The following is a 17,208-nucleotide window of genomic DNA, read 5'->3' on the forward strand; positions in this document are numbered from 1 at the left end:
ACCCACCCAAAGGCGGGCGGCCAGTGAACTGGCAATCATTGACTATAAAGAAGTAGTACAAACACACTCTTGAGTTCTCAAACCACCACCGCACCAGCAGACTTCCTCATCTCTCGGAGAGGAGGCCGCCGTGCTGAGCAGCAAGAGATAAACATACTCCCGAAGGGGACATCGCGCAAATCAAGGCATGGGAAGAAGACGAAAAGCGTTGGAAACACTGGCCTTCATCGGCGTGTCGAAATCGCTCTTTTCGTCTTCGATATGACCAGTGTAACGCCCTGAAAAGCGCTTTTCAGGCATGAAATTCATTCTTCACCGGCGTGTCGCGAGCTGTTCACAAAAATTGAAACGGCCGCGTGGCCGGAGCGCCTTGCGTATATATGGAGATCTCTCCGCCGCCGCAGGCGGCCGCCGGGCCCTCGGCGGCCTTCGCCGAACTAGGATGAAGGCATGGCTAAGAAGATTGCTGTATTGACTGGCGCGGGGATCTCGACCTCCGCAGGTATCCCCGACTTCCGCGGACCCGACGGCGTGTGGACGAAGCATCCCGAGCAGATGAGCGTCTATGACATCGATGCCTTCCTGTCCGATCAGGAGGAGCGCGAATATTCATGGCGCTGGCAGAAGGAATCGCCGGTGTGGAACGCGCAGCCCGGCGCCGCGCACAAGGCGCTGGTGAAGCTGGAGCAGGCAGGCATGCTCACGCTGCTGGCCACGCAGAACTTCGACGCGCTGCACGAGAAGGCCGGCAACAGCGCCGACGTGATCGTGAACCTGCACGGCACTATCGGCACCTCGCATTGCATGAAATGCCATATGGAATATGACACCGCCGATATCATGGCGCGGCTCGACGAGGAACCGGATCCGCGCTGCCATCGCAAGCTGCCGTATCGCGGGGATATGCCATGCAACGGCATGATCAAAACGGATGTCGTCTATTTCGGCGAAGCACTGCCGGAGGGCGCGATGGAGAAGTCCTATCGGCTGGCGACCACGGCCGACGAACTGTGGGTGATCGGTTCGACGCTGGAGGTTATGCCGGCGGCGAGCATCGTGCCGGTGGCCGCGCAAGCGGGCGTGCCGATCACGATTATGAATATGGGGCGCACGCAGTATGACCGCCTGGCCGCGCGGCTGATCCGCGAGGACATCGCCACCGCGCTGCCGCAGCTCGTGGACGAAACGATTGCGGAAGGCTGACGGCTTCAGTAGATGCGCTTGGGGGAATAACCGGCGGCGCGTAGGGCGGCGAAAACCTGGTCGATGTGCTCGGGGCCGTTGGTCTCGACGGTGACGCCGAGCGAGACGGCATCCGTGTAATGGCCGGAGGCCTTGAACTGGTCGTGGTCCAAGGCGATGACGTTGGCGCGCTCCTGAGCGAGGATCGTGGCGACCTTGACCAGCTGGCCCGGGGTGTCCGGCAGCTCGACCTCGAAATTCATGATGCGGCCGCGGGCGATCATGCCCTTTTGGATGACCGCGCCAATCGACACCGTATCCTCGTTGCCGCCGGACAGAATCGGCACAACCACATGGTCGCCGCCGGCCGCGGCGAATTTGCGCGAGCGCAGATTGAGATGTTCCAAGGCGGCCAGCGATACCGCGCCGGCGGCCTCGACGACCAGCTTGTGCTTTTCCAGCATGAGCAGGATCATCTCGTTGATATCGCGCTCGGTGACGGTGACCACATCATCGAGGAATTCATTGAGCAACGCGAAGGTCAAATCGCCCGGACGCTTCACCGCCACGCCCTCGGCCGAGGTGAGCACCTGGTCGGCGGGCACGACGCGGCCGGCGGCCAGCGAATTCTTCCACGCGGGACTGCCCTCGGGAATCGCGCCGATCACACGCACCTCGGGCTTGAAGGTCTTGATGGCAAGGGCCACGCCGGCACCGAGGCCACCGCCTCCAAGCGGCACGACCACATCGGTGACATCCGGCACGTCCTCAAGGATCTCCAGACCGATGGTGCCTTGGCCGCAGAGCACTTCGTAATCATCGAAGGGCGGCACATAGATCATGCCCTGCTTCGCGCTCAGTTCCTGCGCGTGCGCGGCGGCCTCATCGAAGACCTCTCCGAACAGCACCACATCGGCGCCGTAGGCCTTGGTGGCATCGACCTTAAGCGGCGGGGTGATCTGCGGCATGCAGATCGTGGCCTTGGCGCCACGTTCGCGCGCCGCATAGGCCACGCCCTGCGCATGGTTGCCGGCGGAGGCGGTGACGATGCCGTGGGACAGTTCCTCGTCGCTGAGGGAGGCGATCTTGTTATAGGCGCCGCGGATCTTGAAGGAGCCGGTGACCTGCAGGTTCTCCGGCTTCAAACGGATGTCATGCCCGGTCATCTCGCTCAGCACTTGCGAGGGGATGATCTCGGTGTGCCTTGCGGTGCCCTTGAGCCGTTCGGCGGCGAGCTTGAGCTCGGCCGCATGGTCACGCTGCAATGCCTTCAACACGTCCTTCTGTTCCATAAGCGCCTATTCTAAGGTCGGCGGCGCACAAGCCGTCAGCGGTTCTTGAAATATCGGAACAGGCGCTGCTCGCGGATGAATGCGGCGGCCAGCGCCGAGCCGACGATGACGCCGACCATAGCCGCGACGGGCACGCGCAGCAGCGTATCGGTCAGCGGCGCGGCGTCCGCGCTGCCATCGGCCAGCCGCACCCAGGCCAGCAACGGACTTTCCAGCAGCATCGCGCACGCCAGCCATGCGCAGGTTTCCACCATCAGTTGGGCGATCAGCGCGCGCTTGGGCACGCCGCAATGCAATGCGGAGGCCAGTTCCAGCCGACGCATACGGATGGCGATGGCTCCGAGTAACAGCCCGACGGCGAGCGCCACAACCGGCGCCCACGCGGTGAGTCGCCGATGATACAACGCCACGGCATCGAGATCGGCGCCATGCGAGGTATTGAGCTGCGAGATCACGGCCCGCCCCTGTTGCTCGACGCTGCCCGACGCATCCCCGACGGTGGCCAGGTGCAGCAGGCTTTCGATATTCTCCGGCACAGGCCAAGCCTTGACCCAGCAGGAATCGAAGCGTTCGGCGCGGTCGGTGGGCACTGGTTCGAGGGCCGCGTAGGAATATCCGGTTGAGCGTCCGTCGTCCGGCCATTGGTAGATTCCGCCGACGGTGGCTTGCCGGCCGTCATTCAAGGCGATGGTTTCGCCGGGAACGGCGTGCAGCGGATCCGCCGCTTCGGCGGACAGCCAGAGGCCGGAAGACGCAAGGCTTCCGTTGCCTGGGACGCTTGAGGCAGTGGCAAGGTCAGCCGCGGCATCGCCCGATGCGGCGTCTTCACTTGACGCCGCGTTTCCACCGGATACGCCTCCGCCTGACACCACGCCGGTGGCGGAGTCGGCGAAGAGCGCGATCGCGCCTTCGGTCGCCTCATAGGCGGGGACGCTGGCGGAGGGAAGCACGGCGAAGGTGATCCGGTCCTTGGACTGCCGCAATGCGCCGGCAGCACGCACGCCGCTGACCGAGGCCAGCGATTCGCAGGCGACCGGATCGATGCGCCCCGCATAATCGATGGCGTAGGTGGAGGAGCCCGATGCCACGAATTCGTCCACCTGCGTCTGGATGCGGCCGATGGCGAGCAGGTCGGCTCCGGCCAAAAGCGCAACCGACAGGGCAAGCGCAAGGGCAAAGGCGCAGGCGTGCGTGGTGCCGGTGATGAGATTGCGCCACGCTTCCGAGATGACGCCGGCGAGCCGCATGACGGGACGGGATGCGTTGCCGCTATGGCTCTGCTCAGACAAGGTATGCGGATTATCATGCATCGTCATTCCGCCACCTCCTCGCCGGATTGCGCATCGGCGGAAGATTCGACGCCCTGATAGTTGCGCAGGTCGATGAGGTCGGTGCAGGCGTCCCGCGTGCGCGGATCATGCGTGGCGATGACGACGATGGCGCCGGACATCGAGAGGGCGTTGAGGCGTTCGTTCACCGTGGCCGCGGTGGTGAGGTCGAGTTGGGCGGTGGGTTCGTCCACGAGCAGCAGTCCCGCGCCCGAGGCGACGCCGCGCGCCAGCATCAGGCGTTGCGCCTCGCCGCCGGAGAGGTCTTTGAAAGGCTTATTGGCGACCTCGGCGAGGCCAAAGGCGTCAAGCAGCTCCCGCGCATGGAGTTCGGCGTCACGGCGGCGTTCGCCGCGTGCGACGAAGGGCAGCGCCACATGGTCCAGCGCCGCTCGACGGGCCACGCCATGCGGGTTCTGCAACACCCATGCCACGCGCCCGCAGCCAACGCACCTCACCTCGCCCGCATAGGGCTTCGTCCAGCCGGCGATAATCGACAGCAGCGTCGATTTGCCCGAGCCGCTGGGGCCGGTCAGCGCATAGACATGCCGCGGCAGCAGGGTCAGGCTGAGATGTTGGAACAACATATCCTCGCCGGTGCGGTCGAAGGTGTGCCCCACGTCGCTCAGAATCACGGCGCGTGGTTCCGGCCACCCGGACGCAGAGGCATCGGGGGCCGCGTCACCGGGCATAACTCGCACCGATGCATCAGGCGTGGGCGTGTCTAATACAGACATATCAGGTGTGACAGTGTCGGGGGACGCAGACATGGCAGTCACCTGCATGGCTTCGCGGAGGCGGGTTTGACCTCGACCGTGGTGATGGCGGCATCGTTTTCGGGAGCGACCATGGTTTTGCCCAGCTGGCTGGAGATGATGCGCACCGGCACGGATTTCCCTTCGGATGCCACGCACCCCACGCCGTCGGCGGCTTGGATCACAGCCGAGGGCGGCACGGTGATCGCGTCGATCGGCGTTTTCAACTTCCATGTGTAGGAGATGTTGATGGAGCCGCCGGCTGATGCGCCGGAGGACGCGCCGGACGCGCCACCGCCGGATGCGCCGCCGCCGGAACCGCCAACGCCACCGGTGAGCATGGCCACGCGATATTCATTGCTGGCCGTGATGGCCGACAACAGCGATCCATCCGTAAGTTCGGTGGTGCCGGCTGTCACGTCAAAGGTCTGTCCATTGATATCAAGCATGCGGTCGCCCGCCACGACGCCACTCAAATCGGCGGGCAGCGTGGCCTTGACCGGCGTGGCCGCGGAGGCGAATGCCGCCGCCCCAGGCTCGATCCGCTGGCCGACGGCGACGGAGCAGGAGGCGATGCCCAGCGAATCCGCGGGCAGCCACATGAAGGAATCCGGCCCGATGGCCCAGTTGTCCGCGGCGACGAGCTGCCGCGCGCCGATGGTGGCGGCGAGCGCATTGTAGGCGGCGACGGTGTCCCAGGTCATCCAGTCGGAATCGGGTGCCCCATATCCCAGCGAGCGCAACGCTTGGTTCAATGCCAAGGCGTCAGCGCCGCTGGTGCCACTGGTCAGGGTGCGGTAGAGAGGAGTCTGTGTGTGCAGGACGAGCACCGGCACGGCGTCGAGTTCCATCAGCGAACCGCCGGAGGAGATCACGCCGCCAGGCGCGCAGGCCGAGGCCGTCACCATGCCGCCCTTGGGTGCGGCGACGGTGGAGGAGGAGCCGAGGCTCACCTTCAACGACACCGAACGCGCATCGTCAAATGGCGCCGCGCTCACCTGAACGGTGCCGGCGGCGGTCGACGAAGTCAATGACGATGGGATGCGCGATCGCGTGAGCAGGAATCCCCCGCCCAACCCCACGGCCAGCATGACCAGCGCCAATAGCACGACAATCGATGCGGAAACCGCATTGCGCGAAGCCCTGCGCTCCGCACGCCCCGACTTCGGTATCTTCCCCTTCATCCCAGCCTCCTTGCTCGCCGCCACCACCGATCATGCCCCACGCATCATCGCGCGCCAATCACTGTTGTCATCCGTATGACGACAGCCAAGTGATATGGGGCTTCAGTGAAGGTTGTCAAGGAGTCCGTTGCCCAATCCGAGAAATGGACACGCATATGAAACGCCGGGCTGCCGAAGAATCATCGGCAACCCGGCGCAGAGTATCAGCGAGATACTGAATCGTCACAGCTCGACGACGACGGCCTCCCAAGCGGCCAGCTCGCGGTTGGCCAGGGAGACGACGGCGTGGGAGGCGCCGTGCGTGGACAGGACGATCCGCGGTTCCTCGACGCCGGCGGCGACCAAGTCGGCGGATTCGGCGGGCAGATCGACGGTGCGCCCGGAGAGGTTGGCCACGACCAGCAGCGTGCCATGCCCCTCCAGCGTGCGGACGAAGGCATAGACATGCTGGTCCCCCGCGTCGATCAGACGCCAGTCGCCGGCGGCGACCACCGGATTGTCGTGGCGCAGCGCGATGAGCTTCTTATAGAAGGCATACACGGAGTCCGGATCGTCGAACTGGGCGGCGGCGTTGATCTCGGCATGGTTCGGATTGACGGAGATCCACGGCTCGGTGGCGGCGTCGGCGGCGGTGAAGCCGGCGTATGCGGAGCCATCCCACTGCATCGGCGTGCGGGCATTGTCACGGCCGCGCGCGGCGAAAGCCTCCATAATCGACTCGGCCGACTGCACCTTGGCCTCCTCGACACGCTGACGGAAGGCGTTGAGGGTCTCCAAGTCGCGGTACTGGTCGAGGGAGGTGAAGTGGGCGTTGGTCATGCCCAGCTCCTCGCCCTGGTAGACATATGGCGTGCCGCGGTGCAGGTGCATCGTGAGCGCCAGCGCCTTGGCGGAGGCCACGCGCGCCTCCTCGGTGGAGTCGTCTCCCCAGCGGGAGACGGAACGCGGCTGGTCGTGGTTGTCGAAGAACAGGCTGGCCCAGCCCTTGTCGGCGACCGCGGCCTGGTAGCCGGCCATGACGGACTTGAAGCGCGGCAGATCCAGCGGAATCGGATTCCACTTGGTGCCATCGTTGTCGACGTCGACATGCTCGAAGAGGAAAAGCATATCGAGCTCGCGATGGGCCGGGTCGGTGATGAACTCGTTGCGCCCGGCGGTGATGCCGGGGGCCTCGCCCACGTTCATATAGCCGTCGCGGCCATCGAAGACCTCGCGGCGCATCTCGGCGAGGAACTCGTCGAGGCGGGGACCGTCGGCGCTCCACCGGCTCACGTCGGAATAGCCTTCCTCGCCCACAGGGCCATCGGCGATCAGCGAACCATCCTCGCCCGGCAGGCGGCCGTTCTCGTCCAGCGTCTTGGAGATCAACGTGATGACATCCATGCGGAAGCCATCGACGCCGCGGTCAAGCCACCAATTCATCATGTCGTAGACCGCATGGCGCACGGCGGGGTTCTCCCAGTTGAGGTCGGGCTGCTTCTTCGAGAAGATGTGCAAATAGTATTCGCCGCGCTTGGGATCGTACTGCCATGCGGAGCCGGAGAACACGGAGCCCCACTGGTTCGGCTCGGCGCCCGGGGTGCCCGGCTCGTGGCCCTCGCGGGCGGGGCGCCACCAATACCAATCCGCGTGCGGATCGTTCTTGTCCTTCGATGCCTCGAACCAAGCGTGCTCGTCGGAGGTGTGGTTGACGACCAGATCCATCACGATCTTCAGGCCGCGCTTATGGGCCTCGGCCAGCAACTCGTCCATATCGTCGATCGTGCCGAAAAGCGGGTCGATGTCCCGGTAGTCGGAGATGTCATAGCCGTTGTCGTCCTGCGGGGACTTGTAGACGGGGGACAGCCACACGACGTCGACGCCGAGGTCGGCGAGATAGTCGAGGCGGGAGGTGATGCCCTTGAGATCGCCGAATCCGTCGCCATTGGTGTCTTGGAAGGAGCGGGGGTAGATCTGGTAGACGACGGCGTTCGCCCACCACGGATTCGGAGTGGCGCCGTTGGTGCGCACGTCATCGGGCAGCGCGGAGCGGTTGAAATCGGTCATCATCGGCCTTTCTGATTTGTTGTGTTTTCATGTGAGGCCAATATAAAAGCCCGATGGGTTTCTTTCCCATCGGGCTTATCTGTTGGCGCGTCGGAAAGTAATTCCGGGCGATGCGGCAGGGAACGCGAAGTCCGGTGGGCTTTGCTTTATTTCACCGCGTCCTGCAAGAGCGGACCGCCTTCGGCGGACTCAATATTGACGAGCGGGGCCCCAGCCCCGCTCGGAGCCGTCAACGGAAAGCCCACAGGCCGAACTGTAAAAAGGGGAAGCCCAGTGGGCTTCCCCTAGGCGAGGCGAGCGGTTTACCGCGAGGGACGAACGTAGTTCGTCACCTCTACTTCACGGCTCCCCTCATCACGCCGCCGACGACCCACTTTTGGGCGAAGACGTAGACGATGAGGACGGGGGCCATGGCCATGAGGTAGGAGGCGAAGGCCATCGGATAGTTCGAGGTGAACTGGCTCTGGAAGATGTACTGCGCCATCGGGATCGTCTGGTTGGTCTGATCGGTCAGGACGATCAGCGGCAGCAGGAAGTCGTTCCAAGCCCACAGGGCGGTCATGATCGCGATGGTCGCGTTGATCGGTCCCATGAGCGGGAAGATGATCTTCCAGAAGATGCGCCACGTGCTCGCGCCGTCGATGCGAGCCGCCTCTTCGAGCGAAACCGGAATCGAGCGGATGAAGCCGATGCCGATGAACAGGTTCGTGCCCAGGCCGAGGATCGTGTAAAGCACGATCAGGCCCGCCTGGTTGTCCAGGTGCAGAGCACCCATCTCCTTGGCGATCGGCAGCATGATGACCGTGAAGGGCACGAACATCATGGCCAGGAAGAAGTAGTAGCAGAAGCGGAAGAAGCGCTTGTCCATGTTGCGGGCCACCGCATAGGCCACGAAGGTGTTCGTCAGCAGCGTGAGCACGATGGCGCACACCGTGATGATGGCCGAGTTGAGGGCGGCGCGCGGATAGTCGACCTTGTTCCACGCATCGACGAAGTTGCTCCACTGCCAGGTGGTCGGCAGGCCGAAGGTGCCGGCCTCGGCCGGGGTCTTCAGCGCCGTGACGATCGTGAAGTAGAGCGGGATCAAAATGGTCAGGCTCAGCACGGCCGCGACGGCGGTCAGCAGCCAGTTGATCTTGTGGTCCTTGCGGAACTTGAGCGGCTTGGGATCCTTCGACTCCGGCCTGCGGCCTTCGCTCAGGATGACATTGTTGGACGTTGCGGCAGTCATATCAGATCTTCTCCTTGGAACCGAAGAACTTGAGCTGGACGAAGGCGAGCACGGCGAGGACGATGAAGAAAGTGACCGCGTTGGCCATCTGGTACGAATATTCGCCGTTGTTCAAGCCGTTGTTGAAGATGAGGTAGGAGACGGTCTCGGTCTTCGAGTCGGGGCCGCCCTGCGTCAAGGCCATGATCTGGTCGAAGGCACCCAGCGAGCCCTTGAGGCTCAGCACCATGTTGATCGTGAAGAAGGGTCCGATCAGCGGGAAGGTGATCTGCCAGAAGTTCTGCCATGCGTTCACGCCGTCGATGCTCGCGGCCTCGTAGACCTCGGTGTCGATGGTCTGCAGGCCGGCCAGGTAGAGCAGCGTCGTGTAGGCGACGCCCTGCCACACCGACAGGAAGATGATCGGGAGCCAGGCGAGGTCGGGGTTGGTCAGCATCGATTCGGACAGCCAGCCGATGCCGAGCTTGGCGCCGAGTTCCGGCAGCGGCACCATGAAGATGTACTTGAACACGTAGCCGATGACCAGCACCGACAGGGTGTAGGGGATGAAGTAAATGGCGCGGAAGCCGTTCTTGAACCCGATGCGCCCGTTGAGCATCACCGCCAGGAACATGGCGATGATGTTGGTGAGCACGGTGATGCCGATGGCCAGCAGGATCGTGAAGATATAGGCGTGGCCGACGCGCCCATCCTGGAACATCGCGATGTAGTTCTTGAACCCGATCCACTCGAAGCTGCCGTAGCCCTGCGAGTTGGTGAACGAGTACGCCGCGCCCTGCAGGAACGGCCAGTACAGGAAGACGCACACGAAGACAAGCGCGGGAATGACCATCCAGTAGTAGGCGCGGTCCACCTTGCGCTTGGAGTACTTGCTCACGCGCGGCTTGCGCGCGGTGTGGGACGGTTGGGATGACATATTCTCTCCTTAGATCCTTCTATCCTTCGCTCAGCGAAAGTTGCGCGCCTGGACTTTGTCGTATTCGGTCTGCATGCTCGCGGTGAACCGGTCCACGTTGCCGGAGTTGACCAGCGACTGCAGGTAGCCGGCGATGTTGACGCTCGACGGCACGTAGTGATCGCAGAAGTCGGCGAGGTTGCCGGCCTTGTAGAAGTCGAGCACGCCCTCCAGCGCCGGGTCGCCGACCGTCGTATCCTTCTTCGGGGAGAAGGAGGCCTGCGCCTTGGAATATTCCTCGATGTTCTCGTCGGTCATGAGGAAGTCGATGAACGCACGCGCTTCCTTGGGATGCTTGGTGTGCGCGCCCATGGTCAGCAGCACATCGTCGCCTGCGACGAGCACCTGCTCATCGGGGTCGTCGGTGGCCGGCATCTGCGCGAAACGCAGGTTCATCTCCGGGTTGATCAGTCGCACCTGCGGGATGGCGAAGGTGCCCAGAGTCAGGATCGCGGCCTTGCCGTTGGCGAAGTCCTGCGTGGCCTGCTGGTAGGTGGTCGACGGGTTCTTCTGCGTGTAGTTCTGGTACATCTCGACCAGCTTCTCGGCCACCGGGCTCCACAGCTCGGAGAAGGTCTTGGTGCCGTTCTTGAGGTCGGTGTATTCGGACTCGGGCACGAGCGTGCCGTTGAGGCTCGACAGCGGGGACTGGAGCGTCCATGCGTCGGCGAAGCTCGCCTCGATCGGGGCGATGCCCTTGTCCTTGAAACGCTGCAGGAGGTCGATGAACTCGCTCCAGGTGGTCGGCGGGTTGTTCGGGTCCTCGCCGGCCTGCTCCCACAGGTCCACGTTGATGATGTATCCGGAGGCATTGCCGGCGAAGGGCAGGCCGTAGAGGCGCTGGTCGGACTTGTCGCCGGTCTGCACCAGCGCCTTGGCGATGTTCACCAGGCCCGGGTTGAGCTCGTCGACCACCGGATCGTCGGTGAAGTCATGGAAGACGCCGGCCTCGGCCAACGGGCCGAAGTTCGTGTCGCCGTTGAGGGTGAGCACGTCGGGCTCGCGGTTCTTGACCAAGCGGGTGCGCAGGTCTCCCGCATTGTTGATCTTGATCTTGATATTCGGATTGGCCTCGCTGAACTCGGCGGCCTTGGCCTTGAACCAATCGTTGGCCTCGGCCTTGTACTGGAAGAAATCGAGGGTCACGGTGCCGGCGGTGTCCGAACCGCAGCCGGCCAGACCGATGCCGACCGCAGCCGCGCACACCACCGCGGCCGCACGGCGCAGCACGGCACGACGCCGCTTGCCGACCGATGTCATTGGGGAATCCTTCATACCTGACTCCTTTGTGCTTATACCCAATATGCTTTCGTCGCCGGCAACTGCGCCCTGCGGCGGGAAGTGGCTCCATTATGTCGAACCGGTTTTTTCATTCCCAGCGACTGCGCGTCTTCTTGCGCAGGAAAACTAAAGAAAGGTATTTTTGATACCAAGGAAAGAAAAACATCGCAAGGGAGCTGCCATGGCGCACGAAAACGCGATTCCCGCATGGTTCACCGGCTCGGAGCACACGCATCGCGTGGCGGCGGCGATCGCGCAATACGGGCCCATCGCACGCACGACGCTGGCGCAGATGCTGGGGCTGTCGCAGGGCGCGCTGTCGCGCATCACCAGCGACCTCATCTACGCCGGCGTCGTCAAGGAGCTGCCCAGCGAGGCCGGCGCAGCGCACGGCGCGCTCCCGGAGGGGTTCGTGCCGAAGGAAAGCGCCGAGCGCCGCGGGCGCCCGCAGACGGCGCTGGCCCTGTGCGCGGACGCGAAGACCTTCATCGGGGTGAAGGTGCACGGCACCTATGCCGTGGCGGCCGCGATCAACGCCCACGGCGAGGTCGTCTCCGGGCGTCATGAGCAGACGTTTCCGGACCAAGGCCCGGAAACGGTGACGGGGACTATTGCCGCGCTGGTTGCCGAATGCACGGAGGATATCAAGGCCTCCGGCCTGCCGGCGCCGACGGCCGTGGGCGTGGCGGTCGGCGGGCATGTGCGCGACGATTCGGTGGTCACCTTCGCGCCGTTCCTGCACTGGGACGGGGATGTGGATCTCGGGGCGAAGGTGTGGCAGCGGACCGGCCTGCCGTGCGGCGTGTTCAACGACATCGACTCGTTGCTGGTCGACGCCTGCTGGTTCGGCCCCGGCGTGGGATTGGAGATGTTCGCCGTGGTGACGATCGGCGTGGGCATCGGCTATTCGCTCGCCGTGCACGGGGAGCCGGTCACCTATCCGGACAAGAGCTATGGCCTGTGCGGACATGTGCTCATCGACCCGGAGGGACCGCAATGCGTGGCCGGGCATATCGGCTGCGCGCAATGTTTGACCGATGTGTCGATTGCGGAACAGTATTCGGCCATCGTCGGCCGACCGATGAGCTTCGACCAATTCGCGGCGGATGCGCGCGCCGGAGTGGCGCAGGCCGCCCAATTGGTGAACCGGACATGCTTCCGGCTTGGGACATTGATCGCCACGGTGGCGAATCTCGCGATGCCCAGCCGCGTGATGATCGCGGGCGAGTCGGCGTTTTTGGCCAAGCTCGCCCCCGATTCGGTGCGCGACGGCATCAACCGCTATCGGCACAGTCAGGCGGCGCCGGTGCCGTTCACCGTCGCCGACCACGACTGGCAGCTCTGGGCCAAAGCCGCCGCCTCCCGCGTCATCGTGCGGCATATCGGATGAGCATGGCCGTTCTGCGACGAGAACGGAGTTCCCCGTCATGCTGAGCGCTGGAGCGTAGCCCCTGAAGTTCCTGTCATTCTGAGCGTAGGGGCGTAGTCCTTGGAGTTCCTGTCATTCTGAGCGCAGGGGCGCAGCCCCGGAGTCGAAGAATCTCATTCCGCACGATTGCGTGGTGATGAGATTTTTCGACTCGCTCCGCTCGCTCAAAATGACAGGGGAAGTCACTCCGGCCAATGGCGGGAAAACGCTCCGCAAAATGACGGGGAGGGAAAACCCGGCCAGGCCTTGGCTTACTCCGCGACGACCGAGAACAGCACCGCCTGCGCCGGGTGGAGGCTCGGCGGACGGAGGCCGTAGTTGGCAAGCGTGGCACCGGAGATGACCGCACCCTCCTCATTCCACCAGCCGAGCAGGCTCTGACCGTTACCGATCCAGCTGACATCCATGCTCGGCGGCAACGGCTTGACGCGATAGTTCTTATCGGGGTCAAGTCCAGGCAGACGCACGGGCGCGGCCGGATAGGTCTGGCTGGTGGTCAGCTGGGTGAAGCGGTAGATCGCCGCGTCCCGCTCCGGCTTGACCATGCCGTCGAGGCGCACGGCCGGGTCGGGGGTGTCGCCGTGCACGCAGGTGTCGATGGCGAACCATTCGCGATGCTTCTTGAACTCCTCCACCCACACGGCGAGCTTGTCCAACGCCTCGGCTGGCTCCTTGAGCAGATTCCATTCAATGCCCATATGCCCGAAGAAGGCCATCGCCATACGCAGTTCCTGGCTGGCGGGGCGGTGCGTGGAGTGGGCGGGGCTGGCACCGACGTGCTGGCCCATCATGGCCGGCGGCACGAGCAGCGAGGTGTAGCGCTGGATGTCGGCGCGCTCGACCGCGTCCACGCAGTCGGAGGCCCAGATGCGGTCGGCGATCGACAGGATGCCGAGGTCCACGCGGCCGCCGCCGGAGGAGCAGCTTTCGATCTCCAGGCCGAGATGGTTGCGCTTAAGATCGCGGAAGATCTTGTAGACCGCCAGCGTCTGCTCGTGGATGGCCGGGCGGCCGGTGCGCGGTGAGACGCCCTCGGTGACGAGCTTGTTGTGGTCCCACTTGATGTAGTCGATGCCCAGCTCGCCCACGAGCTTGTCCATCGCGCCGAAGACGTAATCGAAGGCGTCCGGATTGGTCAAATCGACGACCTGCTGGGTGCGGCCCTGCATCGGCAGACGGCCAGGGGCCGGGGCCATGATCCAGTCGGGATGGTTGCGGGCCATGTCGGAGTCGGGGTTAACCATCTCCGGCTCGAACCACAGGCCGAACTCCATGCCCTTGGCATGCACATAGTCGGCGAGCGCCTTCAGGGACTTGTCGCCCTCGGGCCAGACCTCGGACGCGATCCACCAGTCGCCCAGGCCCTTGGTGTCGTCACGGCGCGCGCCGAACCAACCGTCGTCAACGACGAAGCGTTCGACGCCGGATTCGACGGCCTTGTCGGCCAAAGCCTTGAGGGTGTCGAAGTCATGGTCGAAGTAGACGGCCTCCCACGTGTTGAGGATCACCGGGCGCTTCTTGGCGAACAGGGCCGGGTGCATCTCGCGCAGGTAGGAGTGGAAGCGGGCGGAGACCTCGTTGAGGCCGTCGCCATAGGAGCCGAAGACCCACGGGGTCTCGTAAGTGTTATCCGCGGTGCCTTTGACCAAGGTGACTTCGCCGCCGAACAGCAGCTCGCCGCCGCTCAGCACGGCCTGGGTGTAGGGCAGGCGTTCGACGGCGGACACGGCGTTGCCGGACCAGCCGACATGCAGCGACCACACCTCGCCATGCTCGAAGCCGAAGCCGGGCACGCCGACCGAGGTCAGCAGCGTGGCGTCGAAGTCGGGACGACCTGCCAGCTGCGGCTTCTCGAAACGACCGACGGTCAGCGGCTGTCGCTGCGGAGAGCGTTCGCGCAGATGATGGCCGGTGGTGGTCATGATTTCGGTGGCGACCGCCGGCAGAGGGAACCCGAGCTCGACCTTGCCGACCTCAAGATTGCCTGTGCTCAGATTCGTGATCCTTGCCTTCTGACGAATCAGACCGCCATCCAGCAGCTCGATATGCCATTCGAGCCCCACGCCAAGCTCGGCGTCCTCGGCCTCGACCCACACACCGGGCACGCGCCGCGGCTCACGCACCGGCGTCGACGGCAGTCCTTCGCGGGCTTCGAACTCGCACGGGACTTCCAGCACACCGGAATAATCCTCGTTATTGTCTTTGTCCCCGAACGCAATCTTCGTCACCACGAACTTCGGGAACAGTTCGACGCCGTCACGGCGCAGCGTCAGACGCGGCTCGCCAATCCAGCTTTCAGACTGCGTGGGCAGGATGGACGGCCACGGAGTGTCATCCAACGCGCCGGAGACACGCTGCGGTTTCAAAGCGTCGACGGCGGAGACCAAGGTCTCGGGATGCGGGACAGGACGTCCCCAATGGATGAGGCGCGGCAGGTCGTTGCCCGGGAAGGCAAGCGCGAAGGCCACCCCGGCCTGCGGCTGTTCGGCATAGACAACCGCGATGGCAGTGCCATCGGCTGCGGTTCCCTGGAATTGATTGATGCGCGGCATTGCGTACCCCCTGATGATTGTGGTGGTGTTCAACGTGATTTCGATGGTACGCGATGGCCGGTTTGTTGCCTTGTGCCGGAGTGTCCGTCACATCAGGAAAGTTATTCGGGCAAACAGTTGGCGGTTTTTGAGGCAACAGTTGGCACTTGGCGACGCGTATGGTCCCCAAGCCGATTGTATGGAACCGCGGTGTTAAGCCGTTTTGGGAGACAGACCCCGCGCCCGGCTCCGCCGACGACCGCCAACTGTTGCCCTCAACCGCCAACTGTTCGTCCACGGAGCCCGTCTCAGCGTCTCCCGGCGAAGAAATCGGCGAGCAACGCCGCGCATTCGGCCTCGTTCACCCCGCCGATGACCTCGGGGACGTGCCCGATGTGCGGATCGCGGGGAATGTCCCAGACCGAGCCACAGGCGCCGAGCTTGGCATCCCACGCGCCGAAGACGATGCGGCCGATGTGCGTCTGCAGGCAGGCGCCGGCGCACATCGGGCAGGGCTCGAGCGTGACGACCAACGTGCAGCCCGCCAGATTCCAGTCGCCAAGAGCCGCCGCGGCCTCGCGCATGGCGACGATTTCCGCATGTGCAAGCGGATCCCCGTGCGCCTCGCGAGTGTTGAAGCCACGCCCCACGACGGCGCCGGTGCCATTAAGCACAACGGCCCCAACCGGCACATCCCCTGCTTCTCCGGCCCGGCGGGCCAGCAGCAAGGCCTGTGCCATGGCTTCATGGTCATTCATATCGTTCAGTCTACTCACAGCGAATCATTCTCAATAAGAAAAGTGCGTAACATCACACTCACCAAATCGCACACGCACGGACATATATCGGCTCTGTTTCAACGAAACGATATATGTGCGCTTGTTGAGATATGTGCATTTCTTCGCATTTTTCTTATTGAGAACGATTCGCTGCAAGCAGAGGCCGTGCCCCTCTTAAAAACATCCGCACGTCTCCGGCATCTTCGCGGTCGCCGCGACCGGGTTGCCGGCGCCACGCAAGGCCAAGGCCGAGGAACTCGACGAAATGCTCGACGCGGGCGAGATCACGCGGGCGCAGGCCCGCGCGATGCGCCATAACGTCTATGTGATGAGCGTCGACACGGACTCGCGGCGGTAGCGTCAGGCCGTGCGGCGGCTGGCTTTGACGGCGACCCACAGGGAACGGACGAGCAGCGCGGCGAGATAGACGGTGAAGAGGATCGCGCCCATGCGCGGCGAGATGGCGCCGGCGGCCCATGTGCCGAAGGGCGTGATCAGCGCGGCGGTGACGCCGATGATCAGCGCGGCCTTGGCATGCACCATCCGGCGGCGCACGTTGGCCACGGAGGTGGTGATCGCGTTGGGGAACATGGCCAGCAGCGAGGTGCCGCGAGCGATGAGGTCGGAAGCGCCGAACAGGATCGACAGGGCGGGCACGCAGATCGCGCCGCCGCCGATGCCCAGCAGACCGGCCAGAAGTCCGGCGACCACGCCGAAGGCGATCAGTCCGACGATGGAACCGAGATGCAGGTGGATCTGCGCGTCACGCGACGGCGACGACATGGCCTGGTTGACGATCACGAAGACCAGGAAGACAACGAAGGCCCAGCGCAGCACGAGTTCCGGCAGACGCGCCAGCAGCCACGAACCGACCTGACCGCCGGCGAGCATGCCGAGGAAGACCAACAGCGCCGCCATCCAGTCAACATTGCCGTTGACCGCATAGGAGATGACGCCCGATATCGAGGTGGGCACGATGGCCAGCATCGAGGTGGCGGCCGCGTGCCGCTGGGTCAGGCCCAGCCACACGAGCGCGGGCACGATCACCGTGCCGCCGCCGATGCCGAACAGTCCGGAGAGCATGCCGACGGCCACGCCCACCGCGACCATGATCGCGAGGCCGCGCGGCGACTCGTCGATATGGTTTTCGTTGGGATTCATCACCGCTGGACTGGTTTTGGCCATGGTCATCCGCTCCTTGCATCCGTCGAAGCC

14 protein-coding genes are annotated in these 17,208 nt (G+C 64.2%); 3 read left to right on the forward strand and 11 right to left on the reverse strand.

The genetic code is table 11. From position 1 onward, the window contains the following. The first annotated feature begins 450 nt into the window (after nucleotides 1-450). Nucleotides 451-1,203 (forward strand): Sir2 family NAD-dependent protein deacetylase, encoded by a 753-nt coding sequence (locus AC1AUD_RS08305; protein WP_476573886.1) that lies wholly within the window; start codon nucleotides 451-453, stop codon nucleotides 1,201-1,203. A 5-nt stretch (nucleotides 1,204-1,208) separates the two neighbouring features. On the opposite strand, the gene ilvA is transcribed toward AC1AUD_RS08305, so the two are convergent. The 8 genes from ilvA to AC1AUD_RS08345 form a co-directional block, all read right to left on the reverse strand. Next, nucleotides 1,209-2,474 carry a threonine ammonia-lyase gene (gene ilvA / locus AC1AUD_RS08310; RefSeq protein ID WP_476573887.1) on the reverse strand — a complete coding sequence of 422 codons (1,266 nt, stop codon included), beginning with the start codon at nucleotides 2,472-2,474 and terminating at the stop codon, nucleotides 1,209-1,211. A 35-nt stretch (nucleotides 2,475-2,509) separates the two neighbouring features. Further along, nucleotides 2,510-3,790 carry a hypothetical protein gene (locus tag AC1AUD_RS08315; RefSeq protein ID WP_476573888.1) on the reverse strand — a complete coding sequence of 427 codons (1,281 nt, stop codon included), beginning with the start codon at nucleotides 3,788-3,790 and terminating at the stop codon, nucleotides 2,510-2,512. Next, a complete protein-coding gene (locus AC1AUD_RS08320; RefSeq protein ID WP_476573889.1) occupies nucleotides 3,787-4,494 on the reverse strand; it encodes an ATP-binding cassette domain-containing protein in 708 nt (235 codons plus the stop codon). Before AC1AUD_RS08320 ends, AC1AUD_RS08315 begins: the two co-directional genes overlap by 4 nt. 83 nt (nucleotides 4,495-4,577) lie before the next feature. Then, the gene (locus AC1AUD_RS08325) at nucleotides 4,578-5,741 is read right to left on the reverse strand and encodes a hypothetical protein (protein WP_476573890.1); all 1,164 of its coding nucleotides are present in this window, start codon (nucleotides 5,739-5,741) and stop codon (nucleotides 4,578-4,580) included. A 222-nt stretch (nucleotides 5,742-5,963) separates the two neighbouring features. Further along, nucleotides 5,964-7,787: an alpha-glucosidase gene (locus tag AC1AUD_RS08330; RefSeq protein ID WP_476574009.1), complete on the reverse strand. Its 1,824-nt coding sequence runs from the start codon at nucleotides 7,785-7,787 to the stop codon at nucleotides 5,964-5,966. Between the two features lie 334 nt (nucleotides 7,788-8,121). After that, complete coding sequence (locus AC1AUD_RS08335) at nucleotides 8,122-9,018, reverse strand: carbohydrate ABC transporter permease (RefSeq protein ID WP_476573891.1); 897 nt, start codon at nucleotides 9,016-9,018, stop codon at nucleotides 8,122-8,124. Between the two features lies 1 nt (nucleotide 9,019). After that, nucleotides 9,020-9,934 carry a carbohydrate ABC transporter permease gene (locus tag AC1AUD_RS08340; protein WP_476573892.1) on the reverse strand — a complete coding sequence of 305 codons (915 nt, stop codon included), beginning with the start codon at nucleotides 9,932-9,934 and terminating at the stop codon, nucleotides 9,020-9,022. Between the two features lie 30 nt (nucleotides 9,935-9,964). Beyond that, entirely contained in the window at nucleotides 9,965-11,248 is a 1,284-nt protein-coding gene (locus AC1AUD_RS08345; protein WP_476573893.1) for an ABC transporter substrate-binding protein, read from the reverse strand. A 187-nt stretch (nucleotides 11,249-11,435) separates the two neighbouring features. Between AC1AUD_RS08345 and AC1AUD_RS08350 the strand changes: the two genes are divergently transcribed. After that, nucleotides 11,436-12,644 carry an ROK family transcriptional regulator gene (locus AC1AUD_RS08350; RefSeq protein WP_476573894.1) on the forward strand — a complete coding sequence of 403 codons (1,209 nt, stop codon included), beginning with the start codon at nucleotides 11,436-11,438 and terminating at the stop codon, nucleotides 12,642-12,644. Nucleotides 12,645-12,934: 290 nt separating this feature from the next. On the opposite strand, the gene AC1AUD_RS08355 is transcribed toward AC1AUD_RS08350, so the two are convergent. Together AC1AUD_RS08355 and AC1AUD_RS08360 are read right to left on the reverse strand one after the other, a co-directional pair. Beyond that, nucleotides 12,935-15,235 carry an alpha-galactosidase gene (locus AC1AUD_RS08355; protein ID WP_476573895.1) on the reverse strand — a complete coding sequence of 767 codons (2,301 nt, stop codon included), beginning with the start codon at nucleotides 15,233-15,235 and terminating at the stop codon, nucleotides 12,935-12,937. A 287-nt stretch (nucleotides 15,236-15,522) separates the two neighbouring features. After that, nucleotides 15,523-15,972 carry a nucleoside deaminase gene (locus AC1AUD_RS08360; protein ID WP_476573896.1) on the reverse strand — a complete coding sequence of 150 codons (450 nt, stop codon included), beginning with the start codon at nucleotides 15,970-15,972 and terminating at the stop codon, nucleotides 15,523-15,525. Nucleotides 15,973-16,216: 244 nt separating this feature from the next. Between AC1AUD_RS08360 and AC1AUD_RS08365 the strand changes: the two genes are divergently transcribed. Beyond that, nucleotides 16,217-16,351, forward strand: coding sequence for a hypothetical protein (locus AC1AUD_RS08365; protein WP_476573897.1), 135 nt, complete (start codon nucleotides 16,217-16,219; stop codon nucleotides 16,349-16,351). 2 nt (nucleotides 16,352-16,353) lie between these two features. Here AC1AUD_RS08365 and AC1AUD_RS08370 read toward each other — a convergent pair whose 3' ends face one another. Then, the gene (locus AC1AUD_RS08370) at nucleotides 16,354-17,178 is read right to left on the reverse strand and encodes a sulfite exporter TauE/SafE family protein (RefSeq protein ID WP_476573898.1); all 825 of its coding nucleotides are present in this window, start codon (nucleotides 17,176-17,178) and stop codon (nucleotides 16,354-16,356) included. Between the last annotated feature and the right edge of the window lie 30 nt (nucleotides 17,179-17,208).

It is taken from the genome of Bifidobacterium sp. LH_730 (assembly GCF_056355835.1).